Annotated in this window: 17 protein-coding genes; 14 read left to right on the top strand and 3 right to left on the bottom strand. The window is 70.7% G+C overall.

The genetic code is table 11. The features are described from left to right. The first annotated feature begins 4 nt into the window (after positions 1-4). From ACFXGJ_RS02870 to ACFXGJ_RS02860, 3 genes are all read left to right on the top strand, one after another. Positions 5-1,855, top strand: coding sequence for a hypothetical protein (locus tag ACFXGJ_RS02870; RefSeq protein ID WP_378616277.1), 1,851 nt, complete (start codon positions 5-7; stop codon positions 1,853-1,855). A gap of 136 nt (positions 1,856-1,991) precedes the next feature. Further along, entirely contained in the window at positions 1,992-2,897 is a 906-nt protein-coding gene (locus tag ACFXGJ_RS02865; protein WP_378616276.1) for a hypothetical protein, read from the top strand. 104 nt (positions 2,898-3,001) lie between these two features. Beyond that, positions 3,002-3,730, top strand: coding sequence for a relaxase domain-containing protein (locus ACFXGJ_RS02860; RefSeq protein ID WP_378616275.1), 729 nt, complete (start codon positions 3,002-3,004; stop codon positions 3,728-3,730). Positions 3,731-3,739: 9 nt separating this feature from the next. Here the strand turns inward: ACFXGJ_RS02860 and ACFXGJ_RS02855 are convergent, their stop codons facing one another. Beyond that, positions 3,740-4,834 (bottom strand): CPBP family intramembrane glutamic endopeptidase, encoded by a 1,095-nt coding sequence (locus ACFXGJ_RS02855; protein ID WP_378616273.1) that lies wholly within the window; start codon positions 4,832-4,834, stop codon positions 3,740-3,742. On the opposite strand from ACFXGJ_RS02855, the gene ACFXGJ_RS02850 reads away from it, so the two are divergent. Further along, entirely contained in the window at positions 4,824-5,645 is an 822-nt protein-coding gene (locus tag ACFXGJ_RS02850) for a helix-turn-helix domain-containing protein (protein WP_378616271.1), read from the top strand. The genes ACFXGJ_RS02855 and ACFXGJ_RS02850 overlap by 11 nt on opposite strands. A gap of 5 nt (positions 5,646-5,650) precedes the next feature. Here the strand turns inward: ACFXGJ_RS02850 and ACFXGJ_RS02845 are convergent, their stop codons facing one another. Continuing rightward, positions 5,651-6,742, bottom strand: a complete 1,092-nt coding sequence (locus ACFXGJ_RS02845; protein ID WP_378616269.1) for an NAD(P)-binding domain-containing protein — start codon at positions 6,740-6,742, stop codon at positions 5,651-5,653. 38 nt (positions 6,743-6,780) lie between these two features. On the opposite strand from ACFXGJ_RS02845, the gene ACFXGJ_RS02840 reads away from it, so the two are divergent. From ACFXGJ_RS02840 to ACFXGJ_RS02815, 6 genes are all read left to right on the top strand, one after another. Then, positions 6,781-7,512, top strand: a complete 732-nt coding sequence (locus ACFXGJ_RS02840; RefSeq protein WP_378616267.1) for an enoyl-CoA hydratase — start codon at positions 6,781-6,783, stop codon at positions 7,510-7,512. Position 7,513: 1 nt separating this feature from the next. Then, positions 7,514-8,629, top strand: a complete 1,116-nt coding sequence (locus tag ACFXGJ_RS02835) for an MBL fold metallo-hydrolase (RefSeq protein ID WP_378616382.1) — start codon at positions 7,514-7,516, stop codon at positions 8,627-8,629. A 10-nt stretch (positions 8,630-8,639) separates the two neighbouring features. After that, positions 8,640-11,102: a cation-translocating P-type ATPase gene (locus ACFXGJ_RS02830; RefSeq protein WP_378616265.1), complete on the top strand. Its 2,463-nt coding sequence runs from the start codon at positions 8,640-8,642 to the stop codon at positions 11,100-11,102. A 143-nt stretch (positions 11,103-11,245) separates the two neighbouring features. Then, positions 11,246-11,437, top strand: coding sequence for an antitoxin (locus tag ACFXGJ_RS02825; protein ID WP_378616263.1), 192 nt, complete (start codon positions 11,246-11,248; stop codon positions 11,435-11,437). A gap of 29 nt (positions 11,438-11,466) precedes the next feature. Then, complete coding sequence (locus ACFXGJ_RS02820) at positions 11,467-11,859, top strand: thiol-disulfide oxidoreductase DCC family protein (RefSeq protein ID WP_378616261.1); 393 nt, start codon at positions 11,467-11,469, stop codon at positions 11,857-11,859. 133 nt (positions 11,860-11,992) lie between these two features. After that, complete coding sequence (locus ACFXGJ_RS02815; RefSeq protein ID WP_378616259.1) at positions 11,993-13,627, top strand: Na+/H+ antiporter; 1,635 nt, start codon at positions 11,993-11,995, stop codon at positions 13,625-13,627. An 83-nt stretch (positions 13,628-13,710) separates the two neighbouring features. Here ACFXGJ_RS02815 and ACFXGJ_RS02810 read toward each other — a convergent pair whose 3' ends face one another. Further along, on the bottom strand, positions 13,711-16,137 hold the full coding sequence (locus tag ACFXGJ_RS02810; protein ID WP_378616257.1) for an ATP-dependent Clp protease ATP-binding subunit: 2,427 nt from the start codon (positions 16,135-16,137) through the stop codon (positions 13,711-13,713). A 130-nt stretch (positions 16,138-16,267) separates the two neighbouring features. On the opposite strand from ACFXGJ_RS02810, the gene ACFXGJ_RS02805 reads away from it, so the two are divergent. Genes ACFXGJ_RS02805 through ACFXGJ_RS02790 form a run of 4 tightly spaced genes read left to right on the top strand, consistent with a single transcriptional unit; the run spans position 16,268 to position 19,077 of the window. Continuing rightward, complete coding sequence (locus tag ACFXGJ_RS02805; RefSeq protein ID WP_378616255.1) at positions 16,268-16,645, top strand: MmcQ/YjbR family DNA-binding protein; 378 nt, start codon at positions 16,268-16,270, stop codon at positions 16,643-16,645. Next, positions 16,642-17,847, top strand: a complete 1,206-nt coding sequence (locus ACFXGJ_RS02800) for a sensor histidine kinase (protein WP_378616253.1) — start codon at positions 16,642-16,644, stop codon at positions 17,845-17,847. Before ACFXGJ_RS02805 ends, ACFXGJ_RS02800 begins: the two co-directional genes overlap by 4 nt. Positions 17,848-17,905: 58 nt before the next feature. After that, positions 17,906-18,703, top strand: coding sequence for a LytR/AlgR family response regulator transcription factor (locus ACFXGJ_RS02795; protein WP_378616251.1), 798 nt, complete (start codon positions 17,906-17,908; stop codon positions 18,701-18,703). After that, on the top strand, positions 18,700-19,077 hold the full coding sequence (locus ACFXGJ_RS02790; RefSeq protein ID WP_378616249.1) for a hypothetical protein: 378 nt from the start codon (positions 18,700-18,702) through the stop codon (positions 19,075-19,077). Before ACFXGJ_RS02795 ends, ACFXGJ_RS02790 begins: the two co-directional genes overlap by 4 nt. Positions 19,078-19,093 lie beyond the last annotated feature (16 nt).

Genomic DNA, 19,093 nt, shown 5'->3' with positions numbered 1-19,093 from the left:
CCATATGCGAGCCCCAGCTGCAGGTCCGCCCGACGTCGTGACGTCGGCCGGAGCGCCGGACTCGGGCACCGAGCCGTGGTGGCGACCGACCGGCGCCCGCGTGCTGCAGTTCGCGGTCGCACTGATCGCGATCCAGTTGGTGGTGCGCGGCGTCGTCGCGGCGCGGGGCTACTTCTACTGGGACGACCTGATCCTGACCGGCCGCTCGGCGGCGTTGCCGTTGTTGTCGCCGGAGTTCCTCCTCTACGACCACGACGGGCACTTCATGCCTGCGGCCTTCCTCGTGGCGGGTGTCGCGACCCGGCTGGCCCCGTACCAGTGGGCGGTGCCCGCAGTGATGCTGGTGCTGCTGCAGGCGCTCGCCTCGCTGGCCGTGCTGCGACTGCTGACGGCCCTGCTCGGCCGCAGACCTGCCCTGCTGGTCCCGCTGGGCCTGTACCTGTTCTCGCCGCTGACGCTGCCCTCGTTCGCGTGGTGGGCGGCGGGGCTGAACGCGTTGCCGTTGCAAGCGGGCCTGGCCTGGGTTGCCGCGGATGCGGTGGTGCTGTGTCGCACCGGCCGGCGCCGCTATGCGGTGAGCGGGACGGCGGTGTTCGCCGGGTCGCTGCTGTTCTTCGAGAAGTCCGTTCTCGTCCCGTTCGTGGCCTTCGCGGTGGTCGTGCTGTTGCGCCGGGTCGACGGCCGTCGACGGCCGGTGCGCGGGACCCTGGTCCGTGGCGCCGCGCTGTGGGGCCCGGCCGCGGTGGTGCTCGCCGTCTGGGCGGCGGTGTACCGGTTCGCGGTGAACCCGACGGTCGCCGTGCACGACTCGGAGATGACGTCCGAGCTGCTGACCCACACGACCACGAGGGGCCTGTTCCCGACGATGCTCGGCGGGCCGTGGGTGTGGGATCGCTGGCCGCCGAGCCCGCCGTGGGCGGATCCGCCGACGGTGGTGGTCGCAGTTGGGGTGGCGACGGCGGTCGTGGTCGTCGTCGGCAGCGTGGTGTGGAAGCGCCGCGTCGGGTGCGTGTGGCCTGCGGCGATCGCGTACGTGCTTGCGTCCGAGGCGGCGATGGTGATCGCCAGATCGGGGCCGGGCACCACCTACGAACTCGGGCAGACGCTGCGCTATCTGGCGGACAGCTCAGTCGTGATCGCGATCGCGGTGGCGCTGGTACTGCGCGCCCCCGTGCGTGACCGCTGGGCGGCCGGGGCCGGCCCTCCCGCCAACGCTCGTCGCGCCGTCGCGGCCGGGCTCGCGGTGACGTTCGGTGCGAGTTGCCTGTGGTCGACGGCGACGTTCAGTAGGAGCTGGGAGGACAATCCGACGGTCGAGTACCTGGCCACGGTGCGGTCCTCCCTCGCCGCGCACCGCGACGTCCCGCTGCTCGAACAGCCCGTCTCGATCTGGGTGTTGCTTCCGGTCGCCCACCCGCACAACCTGGCCGGCCGGGTGTTCGCGCCGCTGCCGGACCGGCCAGCCTTCGCCGAATCCACGCCCGAACTCCGGATGATCGACGACGCGGGCGCGGTCGTCGATGCGGAGGTCACCTGGACCCGCGCGATCACCGACGGCCCGGTGCCCGGCTGCGGTCACCGTGTCACCGCCGAGGGGTCGGAACTGCCGCTGGACGGGCCGATGTCGAACTGGGAGTGGACGGCGCAGCTGAACTACTACGCGAGCGAGGACGGCCGGATCGACGTGGCCATGCGGGACGGTGATCCGGTGACGGTGCCGGTCCGGCGCGGACCCAACAGCGTGTTCGTTCGCCTCGTGGGCGGCGGTGACCGGCTGGTCGTGCGCAGCCTCGACCCGGGGCTGGCGCTGTGCATCGGGGTCGGTCCGGTCGGCGTGGTGGTGCCCGAGCCCTGAGACGTGCCCGCCGGGGGCCGGGCGATCCGCGCACGGGGATTGCACAATTCGCGCACGGTGATCGCCCCGGCCGTCGTCGCCCGGCGGGCGGGGACCGCGAGTGCGAGAATCGGGTGCATGACGCGGGGTGCTGCGCATGCGCACTGACCACCGACGTCGGAACCAGAAGCGGACGCCGCCGATCCCGTCGAACTCGATCACGCGGCCGAAGCCGATGCCCCCGACGCCGGAACGCGTGCCGGGCGCACTGTTCGCGGCCGGGCGGTACCGGTTGCTCGAGTCCTCTGCCGCGAGGTCGGACACCGAGTTCTGGCACGCCCACGACCTGGCGACGGGACAGGAGGTCGCGCTGACGGTGCTCGACCTCCGAAGTCGCGGGCCCGATGTCGCTGCGGCCGTCGCGGACTGTTTCGCGGGCACCGTCTGGTTGGGGCGGGTGAGGTCCGAGGCCCTGGCGCCGATCCTGGACATGACGGCCGTGCAGTCGTGCGCGGTCGTGGTGTCCGAGTGGTTGCCGAGTCGCTCACTCGCGGAGGTCGCGGCGAGCGGACCGAGTGTCGCCGGAGCCGCGGAGGCACTTCTGCCCCTGGCCCGCGGGGTCGAGGGTGCACATCGGCATCCCGAACGGGTTGTCTCCCTGGATGATCCGAATCGGATCCGAATCAGCGTGGACGGGGTCGCCTACCTGGCGTTTTCGGGTCGGCATCCGGATGCCGCTCAGCAGGAGGACGTTCGGGTCCTGAGCGCCGCGTTCGACGAACTCACCGCTGGGGCGGGATCTTGCGGTTCGTCCAGTGCTGATCTCGTCGTACGCACCCTCGAGTACGTCGTCGCGCGGGCCGCGGCGGAGACGGAGGATGCCGCCCGAGCCGCGGCGGAGACGGAGGCCGCCGCCCGAGCCGGGGCGCCCCGCAGCGAGACGGCGTTCAGTTCGGACGGAGGTCGCTCCGCGGTGGATGTTCGGGTGTTCGTGGCGATCTCGGTGCTGGTCGTGATTTTCCTCGGAGCGCTCGGCTGGTTCGTGGGGACCTCCCTGGTCTGAGCGGTGCGCGATCTGTGAACACGGATTCGACGAATCGCGCACGGTGCTTCGCGACTTCGAATCTCGAGCGGCGCTCGGTGAATTGGAGTGCGACAATCTCTGCTATGACGTGGGTTGTCGCGCATGCGAATTCGATTCCATCGCTGTGGGCCGGTGAGATCACCCGTCTGCAATGGGCGGGGGCGTCCAGCGGCGGAATGGTGTTCGCCCGTCCGCCGGACCGGAAGTCGGTGGAGTGGCTGTTCGCCGCCGGTGCTGGAAACCGCACCTCGACGCAGGTTGTCGGATTCGAGATCTCGTTCTCGCCGATGATGTCCGTGCAGGCCGCGGCATTCGCCGGGGGACCGGAGTGTCTCGACGCAGTCGTCGCCGCGCACCGCGCGGCCATCGACCGAGCGCTCGTCATGTGGGAACGGCATGCGACGGTGGTTCGACTCGACGTAGGCACCGGAGTCGAGTGGTGTCCCGCAGTCGGTCTCGTCGCGCTCGCCGACTCCGACATCTCCAGTGAGCGGCGCACGGTCCACACCCGCGTGTATGTGCCGGCCAAGGCGCCCGCCCTGCACGACGCGTTGTGGCGACCGTTGGTGCCCGAGCGGTTCCTCGACTGGCAGCAGTACGGCTGGGACGAGTACCACCATGCCCTTGCCGGCGGACTGAACTCGACGCTGGGCTGGGAATTCGAGCACCGCGACTCCACGCGCACGCCGTGGGGCAACCCGGCGCTCGAACTGGCAGGCACTCCGGAGCCGCGCATCGGCGCGCGGATACGGCCCGCCCTGCGTGCGCTCGCCGACGGCCCGACCGCGGGCTCGGTCGCTCCCGTCCACTGACCCGGCGAATCAGGCAGCGGGCGAATCCTCGGGTGTTCGGACCGTGCCTCGGACGAGGAAGGCCGCGACGGCGCCGAAGGCGATGAGCGCGATCGTCACGAGGGCGGCGATCGCACCGCCCGCGCTCGTGCTGCCCACCGCCTTGTCCAGCCCACCGGAGGAAAGGAACGTCGTCGGGTCGGTGAGGGCATGGAGAACGATTGCCGCCCAGATCGTGCCGGTCACTCGCATGGCGAGGTACATGCACATGCCGAAGGCGAAGGTGTAGACGACTGTTGCGCCAACCGTGGACAGCGCCATTCCGGAGATGAGGTTCACCGTGTGCATCAGTGCGAACAACAACGAGGAGACGACGGCGACGAACCGCTCACCGTGTCTGGCGTCGCGCAGGATCTGAACCGCCAATCCGCGGGTGGCCAGCTCCTCCGTCACGCCGACGCAGGCGCCCAGGACGAACATTGCCACGATCTGCCCACCGGTCCACGAATTCCACTCCGTCCCAGTCAGATGCGCGATGATGGCGGCTAGAACCAGCCCGGGGCCGATCCACATCCAGCCGCGTCCCCGGATGGGCTGACGCCCGAAGATCTTCCCGAGCATGCCGAGTCGGGTGGCCACGACGAGCAACGCGATCGCACCGATCGCGATCGGCAATGCGACACCGAGCAGGATGCTGGACGCGGAGGACAGGACATTGTCCTTGTCGATCCGGTCGGAGAAGATCGTCGTGATCAGCCGTGCCACAAGAAGATAGAAGACCAGGTAGGCCACCAGAAGCCCGATTGCCAGCCATACGCTGGGGCGTCGCCACCGAGCAACATCGCCGCGTTCATGCGTCATCGGCGGATGGTACCTGGGCGAACCGGCGCGGCGGACCGACGTCGCGCCGGGAACAGGAACCCTCGCTCGGGCTGAGTTATTGTCGAGCGAAACTCTTGGGGGAAGGCAGGGGCGGTTGCACGCAGGTTCGAGTGACTCGCGTTTGACGCAGCGCTTCCGGGGTGGAATCGACATGGCGGGTCCGGAGGGGATCGAAGTGTTCTCGGGCGCCTGCTTGTTCAGCGCCGACGAGCCGGCGAGGTTCAGCGCCTCGATGATGTCCACGGACTTCGGCGATGTCCGGGTCAACCGGATGCGGTCGACGGCGGTGACGGGCAGCCGTACCGGGAGCATGCTGGACGATGCCATGGGCGACTACGTCGCGCTCGGCTGCGTTCGCGCGGGATCCGTTGGTCTCGAGCAGGATCGGGCAACGGTTCACGCGCGTGCGGGCGACGTCGTGTACGTGGACTTCGGGCGGGGTTTCGAGCTCGACCTGTCGGACCACAGCGACATGGCGTTCGTCTACCTGCCGCGCACGCTGCTGGCCGCCAAGTCTCTCGACCCGCGAATCCTCGATGGCGCAGTCGTGTCCGGATCCCCGCTCGGTGTCGCGTTGGCAGGCCTGCTCGAGCCGTTGACCGCGCACGAGCCGACCTCGGCCATCGAGTCGTCGCTGATCGAGCACGCGGTCGTCGACATTGCGCTGGCCGTGATCCGCCAACCGTCGGATCGCGAACCCGATCCGCACGACATGACCATGGGCAACCGTGCCCGTGTGCACCGATTCATCGAGAAGAACTTCGCGGATCCCGCGCTCAACGTCGATCGTGTGGCGGCCGGCATCAACGTGAGCACCCGCTACCTGCACAAGCTGATGGAGGGCGAAGGGCTCACGGTCTACGGCATGATCCGCGGCACCCGGGTCCGATACGGGGTGGAGTTGCTCTCCGACCCCGACCACGCCGGACTGTCGATCGGCCAGATAGCCCGCCGAAGCGGATTCGCCGGACTCAGCCAGTTCGGTCGCGCGGTTCGCGAGGTCACGGGCTGGACGCCACGAGAGATCCGGCGGGGGAGCCTGGCTCGGGTGTGACCGGGTCAGCGGGACTCGAGGCTCAGGTGTTCGATCAGCTCCGCCGCGGCGGCCCGACCGCCCCGGTTCGCGCCGATCGTGCTTGCCGACGGCCCGTACCCGAGTAGGTGCACGCGTGGGTCCGCGGCCACCCGCGTCGCCAGGCGGCCGTCCATCGTGATGCCGCCGCCGGGTCCGCGCAGCCTCAGCGGAGCGAGATGGTCCAGGGCGCTACGGAATCCGGTGCACCACAGGATCACGTCCGCGCGCTGGAAGCCCCCGTCGGCCCAGCGCACCCCGTCGGCGGTGATCTCGTCGAACATCGGCAGGCGGCGCAGTGCGCCGCGTTCGCGCGCGGCCCGCAACGCCGGGGTCAGCGGTAGCCCGGTCACCGAGACCACCGATCCGGGCGGCAGCCCCCGTCGCACCCGGTCCTCGACGATCGCCACCGACGCCCGACCCTCCTCCGCGGTGTAGGGGGTGTCACGGAACTGCGGTTCGCGGCGGGTGACCCAGGTGGTCGAGGTGACGCGGGAGATCTCGTCGAGAAGCTGCACCGCGGAGATGCCGCCGCCGACCACCACGACGTGCAGGCCCTCGAACTCCCCGGCCGAGGTGTAGTCGCGGGTGTGCAGTTGCCGGCCGCGGAACAGTTCGGCGCCGCGATAACGCGGGACGAACGGATGCTCCCAGGTTCCGGTGGCGTTGACGATGCCGCGCACGATCAGCGCCCCGTCGCCCGTCTCGACGGTCAGCGGGCCGTCAGGGTCGCCCTGATCGCACACCACCCGCACGTGCTCGGGCCGCCGGACCGGTAGTTCGAATCGGCGTTCGTACTCGGCGAAGTACCGCGGAACCGCGTCGGCGGCGTGTACCTGCGTGGCGGCGGTGTCGTCGAGCACGTCGGTGAACGGCATGCCGGGGAGGTCGTGGACACGGTTGACGGTGCTCAAAGTCAATGAGGGCCAGCGGAACTGCCAGGCACCGCCAGCCTTCGGGGCGTGGTCGAGGATGACGAAGCCGATTCCGGCATCGCCGCCGAGCCGGCGCAGGTAGTACCCGGCCGACAGTCCGGCCTGGCCGGCGCCGATGACCGCGATGTCCACGTGCGTTTCCATGTTGGCAACCTCCCGGGGGTGAACGGTACGGTCACACCATGATCGGGACCAGCCGTGACGGTGACGTGGTGACCATCGAATTGCAGCGCGAGGACCGCCGCAACGCGCTCGACACCGAGCAATGCGTGCTGCTGCGCGACGCGATCGACGAAGCCGTCGACGCCGACGCGCGCGTGATCGTGCTCACCGGCCGTGGATCCGTCTTCTGCGCCGGCGCCGATCTCTCCGGCGACGTGTATGCCGACGGCTTCACCGACACCCTGCTCGAAATGCTGCACACCGTCGACTCCGCTCCCGTGCCGGTGATCGCGGCCGTCAACGGCCCGGCGATCGGTGCAGGCACGCAGCTCGCGATCGCCGCGGACCTGCGGGTCGTCGCGTCCGAGGCCTACTTCGCGGTCCCCGCCGCCAAGCTCGGCATCTCGGTGGACTCGTGGACCGTGAAGCGGCTCGTCTCGCTCGCGGGCGGCGGACCGGCGCGCACCGTCCTGTTGGGGGCGGAGCAGCTGAGCTCCGCCGACGCGCTCGGGTGCGGGCTGGCCAACAAGATCGGCGACCTCCCGCTCGCGCAGGACTGGGCCAAGCGCATTTCGGCGCTCGCCCCGCTGTCGTTGCGGCACCTCAAGCTCGTGTTCAACGACGACGGTAGCCAGGACGCCCCGAGCTCGGAGCAGCTCGACGCGCTGCACGCGGCATGGAGAAGTGACGACATGCTCGAGGCGCGAGCGGCCCGCCAGCAGAAGCGTGCCCCCCACTTCCGGGGTCGCTGAGATGGGCGTGCGGGCCGCACTGGCGGCCGCGGGTGCAGTGATGGGCGTGGCGGCGCTGGCCAGGGCCGCGTGGGGCGTGCCCGGCCAGATCGGCGCCTCGACCGCCGCGATCGCGCCGCACGCGCACGGTTCCGCGCGGTATCGCGGCAGGCGCTTCCACAACACGGACCCCAGCAGTCAGGTGGTGCGTGGGTCCGAGTCGAGCCTGTTGTCCTCGATCCTGACCCGTGGACGTCTCGGCCGCCCCCGGCGGCCGATCCCGATCGCGACGCCGTTGGCCCCTGTCGAGGCGGCAGAACTGGCGCTGACCTGGTACGGCCACTCCAGCGTGCTCGTCGAGATCGACGGGTTCCGGGTGCTGGCAGACCCGGTGTGGAGCCGGCGGGTGTCGCCGTCGCGGCTGATCGGCCCGGCCCGGCTGCACCCGACTCCCGTCGCCGTCGCGGACCTCCCGCCGGTGGACGCCGTCGTCATCTCGCACGATCACTACGACCACCTGGACAAGGCGACCGTCGAGGCGCTGGTGCGCACGCAGCGGGCCCCGTTCGTGGTGCCCACCGGGATCGGCGCTCACCTGCGGCACTGGCGGGTGCCCGAGGAACGGATCGTCGAGCTGGACTGGGACGAGCAGGTCACGCTCGGGGGGCTGTCACTCACCTGCACCGAGGCCCGGCACTTCTCGGGCCGGGGACTGCAGCGCAACACCACCCTGTGGGCGTCGTGGGTGATGCGCGGGTCCGCACACGCCGCGTTCTTCGGCGGGGACACCGGCTACTCCCCGCGGTTCGCGGAGATAGGCGAGCGGCACGGTCCGTTCGACCTCACGCTGCTGCCGGTCGGCGCGTACGACGAGCACTGGCCGGACATTCACATGAACCCGGAGGAGGCCGTGCGCATGCACGCCGACCTGTCGGCGGGCGACGACACCGCCGGGGTGCTGGTTCCGGTGCACTGGGCCACCTTCAACCTGGCCTTTCACCCGTGGGTGGAGCCGGTGACGAGGCTTCTCGCGGCCGCGGGGAAGTCCGGCACCCGGGTTCGCATCCCGATGCCCGGCCAGCGGATCGACCTGCTGCGGCCGGACGCCCAGCGGCGCTGGTGGCTCGGACTGGCATAACCTGGCGGGCATGGCCAACGAGGAGAATCCAGCCGAGCCCGGCGCTGTTGCCACCATCCCCGTGACCGACGTGGACCTGCGGGTGGGGCTGACCGCGAAGCAGGTCGCGCAGCGCAAGGCGGAGGGCAAGACCAACGACGTGCCGGGCCGGGCGAGCCGCTCCGTCACGGAGATCGTCCGGGCCAACGTGTTCACCCGGATCAACGCGATCCTCGGGGTGCTGCTGATCATCGTGCTCTCCACCGGGTCGGTGATCGACGGCATGTTCGGCCTGCTGATCGTCGCGAACAGTGCGATCGGCATCATCCAGGAGGTCCGCGCCAAGCAGACCCTCGACAAGCTGGCGATCGTCAGTGCCGCCAAGCCTCAGGTCCGGCGAGACGGTACGGCCGTCGCCGTCGCCCCGAGCGAGGTGGTCCTCGACGAGATCATCGAACTCGGCGCAGGCGACCAGATCGTGGTCGACGGCACCGTGGTCGAGGGTGAGGCGCTCGAGGTCGACGAGTCGCTGCTCACCGGCGAGGCCGATCCCGTACACAAAACCCCTGGCGCGCAGGTGCTTTCGGGCAGTTTCGTGGTGGCGGGCGGCGGCGCCTACCAGGCGACCAAGGTCGGCAGGGACGCCTACGCGGCCAAACTCGCCGAGGAGGCGAGCAAGTTCACCCTGGTCCACTCGGAGCTCCGCAGCGGCGTCGACAAGATCCTCAAGTTCATCACCTACCTGATGATCCCGGCGGGACTGCTGATCATCTACAACCAGCTGTTCATCAGCCAGCAGAACCTCGGATCGGCGCTCAACGGCATGGTCGCCGCCCTGGTCCCGATGGTGCCGGAGGGCCTGGTGCTGATGACCTCGCTCGCCTTCGCGGTCGGCGTGATTCGGCTCGGCCGCCGGCAGTGCCTGGTGCAGGAACTGCCGGCGATCGAGGGCCTGGCCCGAGTCGACGTGGTGTGCGCGGACAAGACCGGCACCCTCACCGAGAACGGCATGCGCCTGTCGGAGCTGCGGGTGCTCGGTGGCGACGAGGCCGAGGTCCGCGACGCGCTGGCCGCGCTGGCGGGCGACGACCCGCGTCCGAACGCCAGCGTGCTGGCGATCGCGGAGTCGATCGACCACGACCCCGGCTGGTCCTCCACCGCCGTCGCCCCGTTCACCTCGGCCAAGAAGTGGAGCGGAATCTCCTACGGCGACAAGGGAAACTGGGTGCTCGGCGCCCCCGACGTGCTGCTCGACCCGCAGTCCGACGCGGCCCGCACGGCCGAGGAGCTCGGTGCCAAGGGGCTGCGGGTGCTGCTGCTCGGCGCCGGCGACACGTCGGTCGACGACGCGAGCGCACCCGGGCACGTCACACCCCGAGCGCTGGTGGTGCTCGAACAGCGCGTGCGCCCCGACGCCCGCGAGACCCTCGAGTACTTCGCCGAGCAGAAGGTCTCCGTCAAGGTCATCTCCGGCGACAACGCGGTCTCGGTCGGTGCGGTGGCCAGCTCGCTCGGCCTGCCGGGCGGCGACCGTGCGGTCGACGCCCGCGAATTGCCGGACGACCGCGACGAACTGGCCGACGTGTTGGACGAGTCCACCACCTTCGGCCGGGTCCGGCCCGACCAGAAGCGCGAGATGGTCGGCGCGCTGCAGTCGCGCGGGCACACCGTCGCGATGACCGGCGACGGCGTCAACGACGTGCTCGCGCTCAAGGACGCGGACATCGGGGTGTCGATGGGGTCGGGCAGCCCCGCGACCCGGGCAGTCGCGCAGATCGTGCTGCTGGACAACAAGTTCGCCACGCTGCCGTATGTCGTCGGCGAGGGCCGCCGGGTGATCGGCAACATCGAGCGGGTCTCGAACCTGTTCCTCACCAAGACCGTCTACTCGGTGCTGCTGGCGTTGCTGATCGGTCTGTCGGGGGTGGCGTCGCAGATCTTCCACTTCGACCCGATGCCGTATCCGTTCCTCCCTCGGCACGTCACGATCGCTGCCTGGTTCACGATCGGAATCCCGGCCTTCATCCTGTCGCTGGCCCCGAACAACGAGCGGGCGCGCACCGGTTTCGTGCCGCGCGTGATGCGTTTCGCGATCCCGTCGGGCTTGGTCATCGGCATCGCGACCTTCGTCGCCTACGCGCTGGTGTACTCCGGTCCGGACGCGACCGAGACGCAGACGATCCAGGCGAGCACCACAGCCCTCATCACGCTGATCATGATCGCGCTCTGGGTGCTGGCGATCGTGGCCCGCCCGTACGTGTGGTGGAAGATCGTGCTGATCGTGGGTTCCGCGGCCGGCTACCTGGTGCTGTTCTCGGTCCCCTTCACCCGCGAGTTCTTCAAGCTGGACCCCTCGAACGTCGCGGCGACCACGGTTGCGTTCACGTGCGGCGCGGTGGGAATCGTGCTGGTCGAACTGGGGTGGTGGGTCTCCGGGCTGATCACCGGCGACAAGCGCCGATTGTTCTCGCTGCCCGAGTCGCCCGCGGCTTAGTCGCACGCTGCGCGCAACTGTGGCGGGTGCCGCCGGATGCTGTGAGACTGGGCCGGTGCGGGGGACCGACCCCCGAACGACATGCCGGAGGCTCCGCCCGAGAAGACGACAGGTGCCGGCCCGGCATCGGAAAAGGAGACGCAATGAGCTTCGTAGACACGTTGAAGGGCCTGTTCGGCAAGGGAAAGCAGCTTGCGGCCGAGAACGCGGACAAGGTCGAGGACGCCGTCGACAAGGCGGGCGACTTCGTCGACGACAAGACCGGCGGCAAGTACAAGGACCACGTCGACAAGGTCCAGGACGCAGCGAAGAAGGTCATCCCGCCGAAGCAGTAGCGCGCCCGCCGAGTAGCCCAGGAGTCGCAATGCCCGATCGTCGAACAGCCTCCCGATACACCGTGGAGTTGCTCTACGACCGGGACTGCGGCTTCTGCGTGCGGTGCGCAGCCCTGCTCGAGCGGCTGGATCGCCGTGGCAGGGTGGCGGTCGTGCCGCTGCAACAGGCCGGCGCGCCCGCCCGTTTCGGGGTCACGACCGACGAGGCACTGGACCAGGCGTGGGCGCAGGATTCGCGTGGCGGTCGCCACCACGGCGCGGGTGCGATCAACGCGGCCCTGTCCGGCGTCCTCGGCACCCGAATCCCGTTGTACGTCTACCGGATCTGGGGGATCCGTCAGCTTCAGGACGCGGCGTACCGAGCGGTCGCGCGGAACCGGTACCGGCTGCCCGGTCGGGGCGGGAGCTGCGCCCTCGAATGACCTGCGCCGATCCCGTGACGATCGGGCCGAGAGCGTTGTGGCCGGCGATCGTTGGCGGCCGGAACGGCCGCCGGTGCCGAGCGAGTTCAGGGTCGAGGTGCTGGCGCTGGACGCTGCGGACATCATTTAGGGCATGAACTTCACCTGGCTGCTCTTCGTCGTCATCGCGGGTGTCGCCGTCACCGGCCTCGCGAAGCGCCTCGGTTTCCAGGTCCCGCTGGTGCTCGTGACGATCGGCGCCGCGGCCTCCTTCATCCCCGGGATACCTCGGCTGGAGATGCCGCCGGAGCTGATCCTGGGGGCGGTGCTGCCACCCCTGCTGTACTCGGCGGCGCTGGACTTCTCCTTCAGCACCTTCCGTCGCAATATCGCGCCGATCCTTCGGCTGGGAATCGGGATGGTGGTGGTGACCACCGTCGCGGTCGGGTTCTTCGCGAACTGGCTGGTGCCGGAGTTCACGCTCGGAGCGGCCTTCGTGCTCGGTGCGGTGGTCGCGCCGCCGGACGCGGTGGCGGCGGTCTCGGTGGGCCGACGTCTCGGACTGCCCGCGCGCATGATGGCCATCCTCAAGGGCGAGAGCCTGGTCAACGACGCGGCCGCGTTGACGCTGTTCACGCTGTCCGTCGCCGCGGTCACCGGAAAGAAGATCGCGATCGACTCGCCGATCTTGTTCTTCGCCTACGAGATCGTTGGCGGGATTCTGGTCGGTCTGCTGCTGTCCGGCCTGGTGCGAGCGGTGCGGACGCGAATTGCGGACTCGCCGATGGAGACGGTGCTCGGGTTGGTGCTGCCCTTCGCGGCCTACCTGGCGGCCGAGGAGATCCACGCGTCCGGTGTGCTCGCCGTGGTCACCGCGGGGTTCGTCCTCGGTCGCACGGTCGGCGACGAGTCGGTGGACACCCGCATTCACGAACGCGCGGTGTGGCCGACGGTGGACCTGCTGCTCGAGACGTTCGTCTTCGCCTACATCGGCCTGCAACTGAAGTTCGTGATCGACGACGTGCGCGCCGAAGGGCTGCCCGTGCATCACGTGTTCGGATACGGCCTCGCGATCCTGGCACTCGTCATCGTGGTCCGGCCGGCCTGGATCTTCGTCAACCGGGGCAGGCGCAAGGTCACCCGATCGATCATCCCGGTGGCGGTCCCGGACGCCCGGCTCGACTGGCGGCAGAACCTGGTGATCTCCTGGGCCGGTATGCGCGGGGTGGTGACGCTGGCGGCCGCTTCCGGTGTGCCCCTGGCGACGTTGGCGGGCGACCCGTTCCCCGGGCGCGGCGTCATCCAGGCGGTCGCCTTCACGGTGGCCGTCGGAACTTTGCTCATCCAGGGTTCCACGCTGCCGACGCTCATCCGGCTGCTCGACGTCGCCGATCCCGACGAGGAGCTGCTCGCCGCGCAGCAGACGGCACTGGCCCGGCAGGTCTCGCGGTCCGCCGCCGACGCCGCGTTGCTCGAGGTGCTGCACGACCCGCCGCCCGGGGTGTCGGCCGCCGAGCTGGCTGAGCTTGCCGAGCGGGCGCGACGCACGACGGAGGCGAGGATCGCCGCCGAGCAGCAGGAGGATCTCGGGGAGCACGACGCCAAGCTCCGCGACGCGAGTGCGCTGTTCAACGGGTTGCGCAACCGGGTGCTCAAGGCCCAGCGCAGCGCGTTGATCGCCGCCCGCGACGCGGGCGAGCTGGACGACGAGGTCCTGCGCCGGGTGCTCGAGGGCCTGGACATGGAGGAGGCGGCAGCGGAGGCGCGGGTGCAGCGCCAGCGCTGGTAGGACCCCGGTGGACGGCGGGGCTCCCGGCGCACGACGGGCGGGGCCGCAGGTGCTGTCCTGTGTCCCCGCCCTCGGAGCGTGACCTACGCGGCCTGCAGGTCGAGTTCGCCGCCGGCCACGTCGACCGTGACCGTGCCGCCCTCGACGAGCAGGTCGTCGAGCAGCAGGTCGGCGATCTTGTCGTCGACCACCTTCGAGATGGCCCGGCGCAGCGGGCGCGCACCGAACTCCGGCTGGTAGCCGTGCTCGGCGATCCAGTCGACCGCCTCGTCGCTGAACGTGATGTCGATGCCCTTGGCGCCCAGACGCTTTCGGCTGTCCTCGAGCAGCAGATCGGTGATCCGATGCAGTTGCTCGGCGTCCAGCTTGCGGAACGTCACGATCTCGTCGATGCGGTTGAGGAACTCGGGCCGCATCGACTCGCGCAGTCGGGCCATCACCCGGTCCCGCAACGGCTTCTCGGCCGCCGCCGCGTCACCGGTGGTGAAGCCGAGCGCACCGCCCTTGCTGGAGATGATGTCCGAGCCGAGGTTGCTGGTCATGATCAGCACTGTGTTCGTGAAATCGACTGTGCGCCCGTGACCGTCGGTGAGCCGGCCGTCGTCGAGCACCTGTAGCAGCGTGTTGAACACGTCCGGGTGCGCCTTCTCGATCTCGTCGAGCAGGACCACCGAGTACGGGTTGCGCCGTACCTGCTCGGTGAGCTGGCCGGCCTCGTCGTAGCCGACGTACCCGGGCGGGGCGCCGACCAGTCGGGACACGGTGTGCCGCTCGCCGAACTCGCTCATGTCGAACCGGAGCATCTTGTTCTCGTCGCCGAACAGCGCGGCCGCGAGGGCCTTGGCGAGCTCCGTCTTGCCGACGCCGGTCGGGCCGAGGAACAGGAAGCTGCCCACCGGACGGTCCGGGTCGCCCATGCCGACACGGGAGCGCCGGACGGCCCGGGCGATGGCGCGCACCGCGTCGTCCTGGCCGACCACCCGCCGGTGCAGATCCCCCTCGAGGGTGCGCAGCCGGGCCTTCTCCTCCTGGGTCATCTGGGTCGCCGGGATGCCGGTGGCCCGCGAGACGACCTCGGCGATCAGCTCGGCGGTGACGGTGGGTGTGTCCGCCGCCGCGCCGCCGTCCGCGCCGTCGATCCGCCGCTGCACGGAGCCGATCTGGTCGCGCAGTGTGGACGCCCGCTCGTAGTCCTCGTCCGCGACGGCCCGTTCCTTGTCCTGCTCGAGCCGCCCGAGCTGTGCCGTCAGGGCCTCGGTGTCCACGCGCGGCGCGCGCAGGCTCAGGCGGGCACCGGCCTGGTCGATCAGGTCGATGGCCTTGTCCGGCAGCTGCCGGTCGCCGATGTACCGGGCCGACAGTTCGACGGCCGCGACGATCGCCTCGTCGGTGTAGCGCACGCCGTGGTGCTCCTCGTACCGGCCCTTGAGTCCGGACAGGATGGTGACGGCGTCGGCGGGGCTGGGCTCGTCCACGGTCACCGGCTGGAACCGGCGTTCGAGGGCGGAGTCCTTCTCGATGTACTTGCGGTACTCGTCGAGGGTGGTCGCCCCGACGACGTGCAGGTCGCCGCGGGCAAGCTTGGGCTTGAGGATGTTCCCGGCGTCCATGGCACCGTCCGCGCCTGCTCCCGCGCCGGCGATGGTGTGGATCTCGTCGATGAACACGACGAGGTGGTCCTTGTGCGCGGTGATCTCGTCGACGAGCGTGGTCAGGCGCTCCTCGAAGTCGCCGCGGTAGCGGGTGCCGGAGACCATCGACGACATCTCGAGCTGCACCACCCGCTTGCCGAGCAGCCGCTCCGGGACGTCCCCGTCGACGATCCGCTGGGCCAGACCCTCCACGATCGCGGTCTTGCCCACACCGGCCTCGCCGATGAGGACAGGGTTGTTCTTGGTTCGGCGCGAGAGGATCTCGACGGTCTGCTCGATCTCGAGCGCGCGGCCGATCACCGGGTCGATCCCGCCGGAGCGGGCGCGCTCGGTGAGGTCGATGCCGTACTGGTCCAGTGTCGGGGTGTCGGAGGCCTGCGCCGGCGCGGCGGTCCCGCCGCGGACGGCGGTCTGCAGCGACTCGGCGGTCAGGCCCTGCCGGGCGAGCAGCCGCCCGGTCGCGTGCTCCTTGTCGGCCGCGAACGCGACGAACAGGTGCTCCGGGTCGATGTACGTCTCGCCGAGCGCCTGCGAGAGCTGGTGGGCCTCGAGCAGCGCGGACTTGAGCGCGCCGCTGAGCGCGGGGGAGGCGCCGAAGCCGATGGGACCGCGTCCCTCCGGCAGCCGCGACTCGGCCGCCTCGGCAACGGCCGACGGCTCGGCGCCGGCGCGCTGCATCAGGCCCCGGATGGGATCCTGCTCGGCCATCACGCGGAGAACGTGCAGCGCGTCGAGCTCGGCGTCGCCGCGACCGGCCGCGAAACGTGCGGCAGCGCCCACGAGCTCCTGGGTGGATCGGCTCATGAGCCGGCTGATGTCGATACGGCCGGGACCCTCGGGCCCGAAGAATGCTGGCATTCCGAAGCCTCCTGCGGAAGTTGAGTGATACTGACTCAACTAACGTGACTGCATTGCAATCAATTCCCGGCCTTCGACATCTCGCCGTGACGCTCGTCACCCCAGGCTTCGCGTTGTTAGCGTGTGCGGCATGACCGAGCCCCGCCCGCTGGAACGCCTCCGGACGCTGTGCCTGGCCCTTCCCGAGGCCACCGAGCGGGTCAGCCACGGCGAGCCGGCCTGGTTCGTGCGCCGGGCGCCGCAGTTCGTGACGCTGTCGGATCACCACCACGACGACCGCGTCGGATTCTGGGCGGCCGCTCCCGCCGGGGCGCAACAGGATTGGGTGGCGCGCGACGCGGAGCGGTTCTTCGTGCCGCCGTACGTGGGCGGTCGGGGATGGATCGGGGTGTACCTGGACGTGCCGCAAGACTGGGACGAGATCGCCGACATCGTCGAGGACGCCTACCGGACGGTGGCTCCGCGCACCCTTCTCGCGCGCCTCGACGAGGCGGGCGGCGGCCGGTGACCGGCGCCGCCGTCCTCGCCCTCCTGGTGGTAGTGGTGGCCGCGCTCGGGGCCGCCGCGGCGTGGCTGCGGATCCGGCGGCCCGTGCTCACCACCCCGGAGGAGCGCGCGGTGCACGCGACCCTGCACACGGCCTCGCTTGCGGCGCGGGAGTTGCGCCGCGGGCTCGATGCCGACTCCGCCGCGGAGGCCGCGCCGCACCTGCGCACGCTGACCGGCGCCGATGCGGTGGCGCTGGCGTCCGCGGACGGCGCCCTGCTGGCGTGGCACGGCCCGCACGAGGCGCTGGGCGAGCAGTTCCGCAGCGCCGCCCGGCGTGCCGTCGACGGGCAGCGCCCGGTGCTCGTCACCGCGGGCGAGCTGCGCACCACCGAGGTCCGCGCGCTGATCGCGCAGCCGGTGCTCGTCGAGGGGGCCGGGGTGGTGGGAGTGCTCGGGGTGGTGACCACTCGTGAGCCCGGGCCGGGCACGCTCGGCGCCGTCACCGAGGTCGCCCGGTACGCGGCCGGCCAGATCGAACTCGCCGACCTCGACGCCTCGCGCGCCCGGCTCGATCGCGCGGAGGTGCGGGCGCTGCGGGCACAGATCAGCCCGCACTTCATCTACAACGCGCTGAACACGGTGGCCTCGTTCGTGCGCACCGACCCGGACCGGGCCCGGGAACTGATCCTCGAGTTCGCGGACTTCACCCGGTACTCGTTCCGCTCGGCGGGTGAGTTCACGGTGCTGGCCGACGAGCTGCGCAACATCGACCGCTACCTCACCCTCGAGCGGGCCCGTTTCGGCAACGCCCTCGAGGTGCGGCTGCAGGTGGCGCCCGAGGTGCTCGGGGTGGTGCTGCCCTTCCTCTCGCTGCAACCGCTGGTGGAAAACGCCGTGCGGCACGGACTCTCGGGCAAGCCGGAGGGCGGCACGGTGAGCATCGTCGCCGCCGACGAGGGCACCGACTGCGTCATCAGCGTGGAGGACGACGGCGTCGGCATGGATCCGGAGCTGCTGCGGTCCGGGTCCCTGGACGCGGTCGCCACCGGCGCGGGCGGCCCCAGCTCGAGCGAGGCCGCGCACGTCGGCCTGGCCAACGTGGACGATCGACTGAGGGCCGCGTTCGGCGACGACTACGGGCTGGTGGTCGAGACCGCGCCCGGCGCAGGCACAAAGGTGAGCCTGAGGGTGCCCAAGTTCCGGCCGGGCATCCGAGCGTGAGGCGGGCGGATTTCCGATCGCGTCCCGGATACGGGGCGCGTGGCACGATAGGTGCGTTGTGACACCGGACGCCCCACTGACCGTGCTGGCCGTCGACGATGAGCGGCCCGCTCTCGACGAGCTGGCGTATTTGCTGCGCGCGCAGGACGCGGTGGGGGAGATCCTCACCGCCTCCGACGCCACCACGGCGCTGCGGATCATCAAGGACAGGCTCGGCGCCGCCGCAGCCATCGACGCGGTGTTCCTCGACATCAACATGCCCGGGCTCGACGGGCTCGACCTGGCCGGCGTGCTGGCCGCGTTCGCGCAGCCGCCCGCGGTCGTGTTCGTCACCGCCCACGACGACCGCGCCGTCGCGGCGTTCGACCTCGGCGCCGTCGACTACCTGCTCAAGCCGCTGCGCGAGGAGCGGCTCACCGAATCCGTGCGCCGCATCGCCCTGTTGCGTCGCCGTCGGGAGTCCGCGTCGGCGCCGGCCGACACCGAGGCCGACGAGGTGATCCCGGTCGAACTGGCGGGGGTGACCACCCTGGTGCCCCGGTCCACGGTGGCGTGGGTGGAGGCGGACGGCGACTACGCCCGGCTGCACACGGCCACGGGCTCGCACCTGGTGCGGATCCCGATCTCCACGCTCGAGTCGCGTTGGCAGGAGGCGGGATTCCTGCGGGTGCACCGCTCGTACCTGGTGTCGCTACCGCTGGTCACCGGCATCCGCAGCGTGGGCACCGGCACCGTGGTGTGTCTGAAGGCGGTCGGCGACGGCCCCGCGGTGGAGCTGCCGGTCAGTCGGCGGCACACCCGCGAGCTCAAGGACCGACTGGTGCGCGCGCCCCGGCAGAGCTGGACCACGCGATGAGCGGGTCCGACGCCGCGACACCGCGCCCGCGGGAGCGGGTGGTGCTCGCGCAACGCCGGGGGGCCCGGCAGGTGCGCACCCGGACGGAGGTGCAGGAGCAGACCGAGGTGGGCGAGGCCCTGGTGCGGGCGCTGATCCGCGCGCAGCTGGGCCTGGCCTTGCGGCTGGCGCTGGTCGCGGCGACCGTCGTCGGTGCGGTGCCCCTGCTGCTGGTCGCGTTCCCCGGCCTCGCCGAGGTGAGTGTCCTCGGCATCCGGCTGCCGTGGCTGGTCCTCGGGGTCGCGGTGTATCCGGTGCTGCTGGCCGTCGGGCGCTGGTACATCCGGCGCGCCGAGCGGACCGAGCAGGAGTTCGCCGACCTGGCCGAGGACTGAGTGGGGAGCGAACGCC

Origin of the sequence: Rhodococcus sp. NPDC059234 (genome assembly GCF_042754225.1) — a bacterium.
Taxonomy (GTDB): domain Bacteria; phylum Actinomycetota; class Actinomycetes; order Mycobacteriales; family Mycobacteriaceae; genus Rhodococcus_G.
Note: the sequence above shows the minus strand (reverse complement) of the source record. Positions and strands in the feature narration are given on the sequence as shown.

Coding starts and splice junctions, on each gene's coding strand:
- ACFXGJ_RS02850 (WP_378616271.1), top strand. CDS start 4,824: ATGATGTCCACGGACTTCGGCGATGTCCGGGTCAACCGGATGCGGTCG.
- ACFXGJ_RS02840 (WP_378616267.1), top strand. CDS start 6,781: ATGATCGGGACCAGCCGTGACGGTGACGTGGTGACCATCGAATTGCAG.
- ACFXGJ_RS02815 (WP_378616259.1), top strand. CDS start 11,993: ATGAACTTCACCTGGCTGCTCTTCGTCGTCATCGCGGGTGTCGCCGTC.
- ACFXGJ_RS02820 (WP_378616261.1), top strand. CDS start 11,467: ATGCCCGATCGTCGAACAGCCTCCCGATACACCGTGGAGTTGCTCTAC.
- ACFXGJ_RS02865 (WP_378616276.1), top strand. CDS start 1,992: ATGCGCACTGACCACCGACGTCGGAACCAGAAGCGGACGCCGCCGATC.
- ACFXGJ_RS02845 (WP_378616269.1), bottom strand. CDS start 6,742: ATGGAAACGCACGTGGACATCGCGGTCATCGGCGCCGGCCAGGCCGGA.
- ACFXGJ_RS02810 (WP_378616257.1), bottom strand. CDS start 16,137: ATGCCAGCATTCTTCGGGCCCGAGGGTCCCGGCCGTATCGACATCAGC.
- ACFXGJ_RS02830 (WP_378616265.1), top strand. CDS start 8,640: ATGGCCAACGAGGAGAATCCAGCCGAGCCCGGCGCTGTTGCCACCATC.
- ACFXGJ_RS02860 (WP_378616275.1), top strand. CDS start 3,002: ATGACGTGGGTTGTCGCGCATGCGAATTCGATTCCATCGCTGTGGGCC.
- ACFXGJ_RS02835 (WP_378616382.1), top strand. CDS start 7,514: ATGGGCGTGCGGGCCGCACTGGCGGCCGCGGGTGCAGTGATGGGCGTG.
- ACFXGJ_RS02805 (WP_378616255.1), top strand. CDS start 16,268: ATGACCGAGCCCCGCCCGCTGGAACGCCTCCGGACGCTGTGCCTGGCC.
- ACFXGJ_RS02825 (WP_378616263.1), top strand. CDS start 11,246: ATGAGCTTCGTAGACACGTTGAAGGGCCTGTTCGGCAAGGGAAAGCAG.
- ACFXGJ_RS02870 (WP_378616277.1), top strand. CDS start 5: ATGCGAGCCCCAGCTGCAGGTCCGCCCGACGTCGTGACGTCGGCCGGA.
- ACFXGJ_RS02790 (WP_378616249.1), top strand. CDS start 18,700: ATGAGCGGGTCCGACGCCGCGACACCGCGCCCGCGGGAGCGGGTGGTG.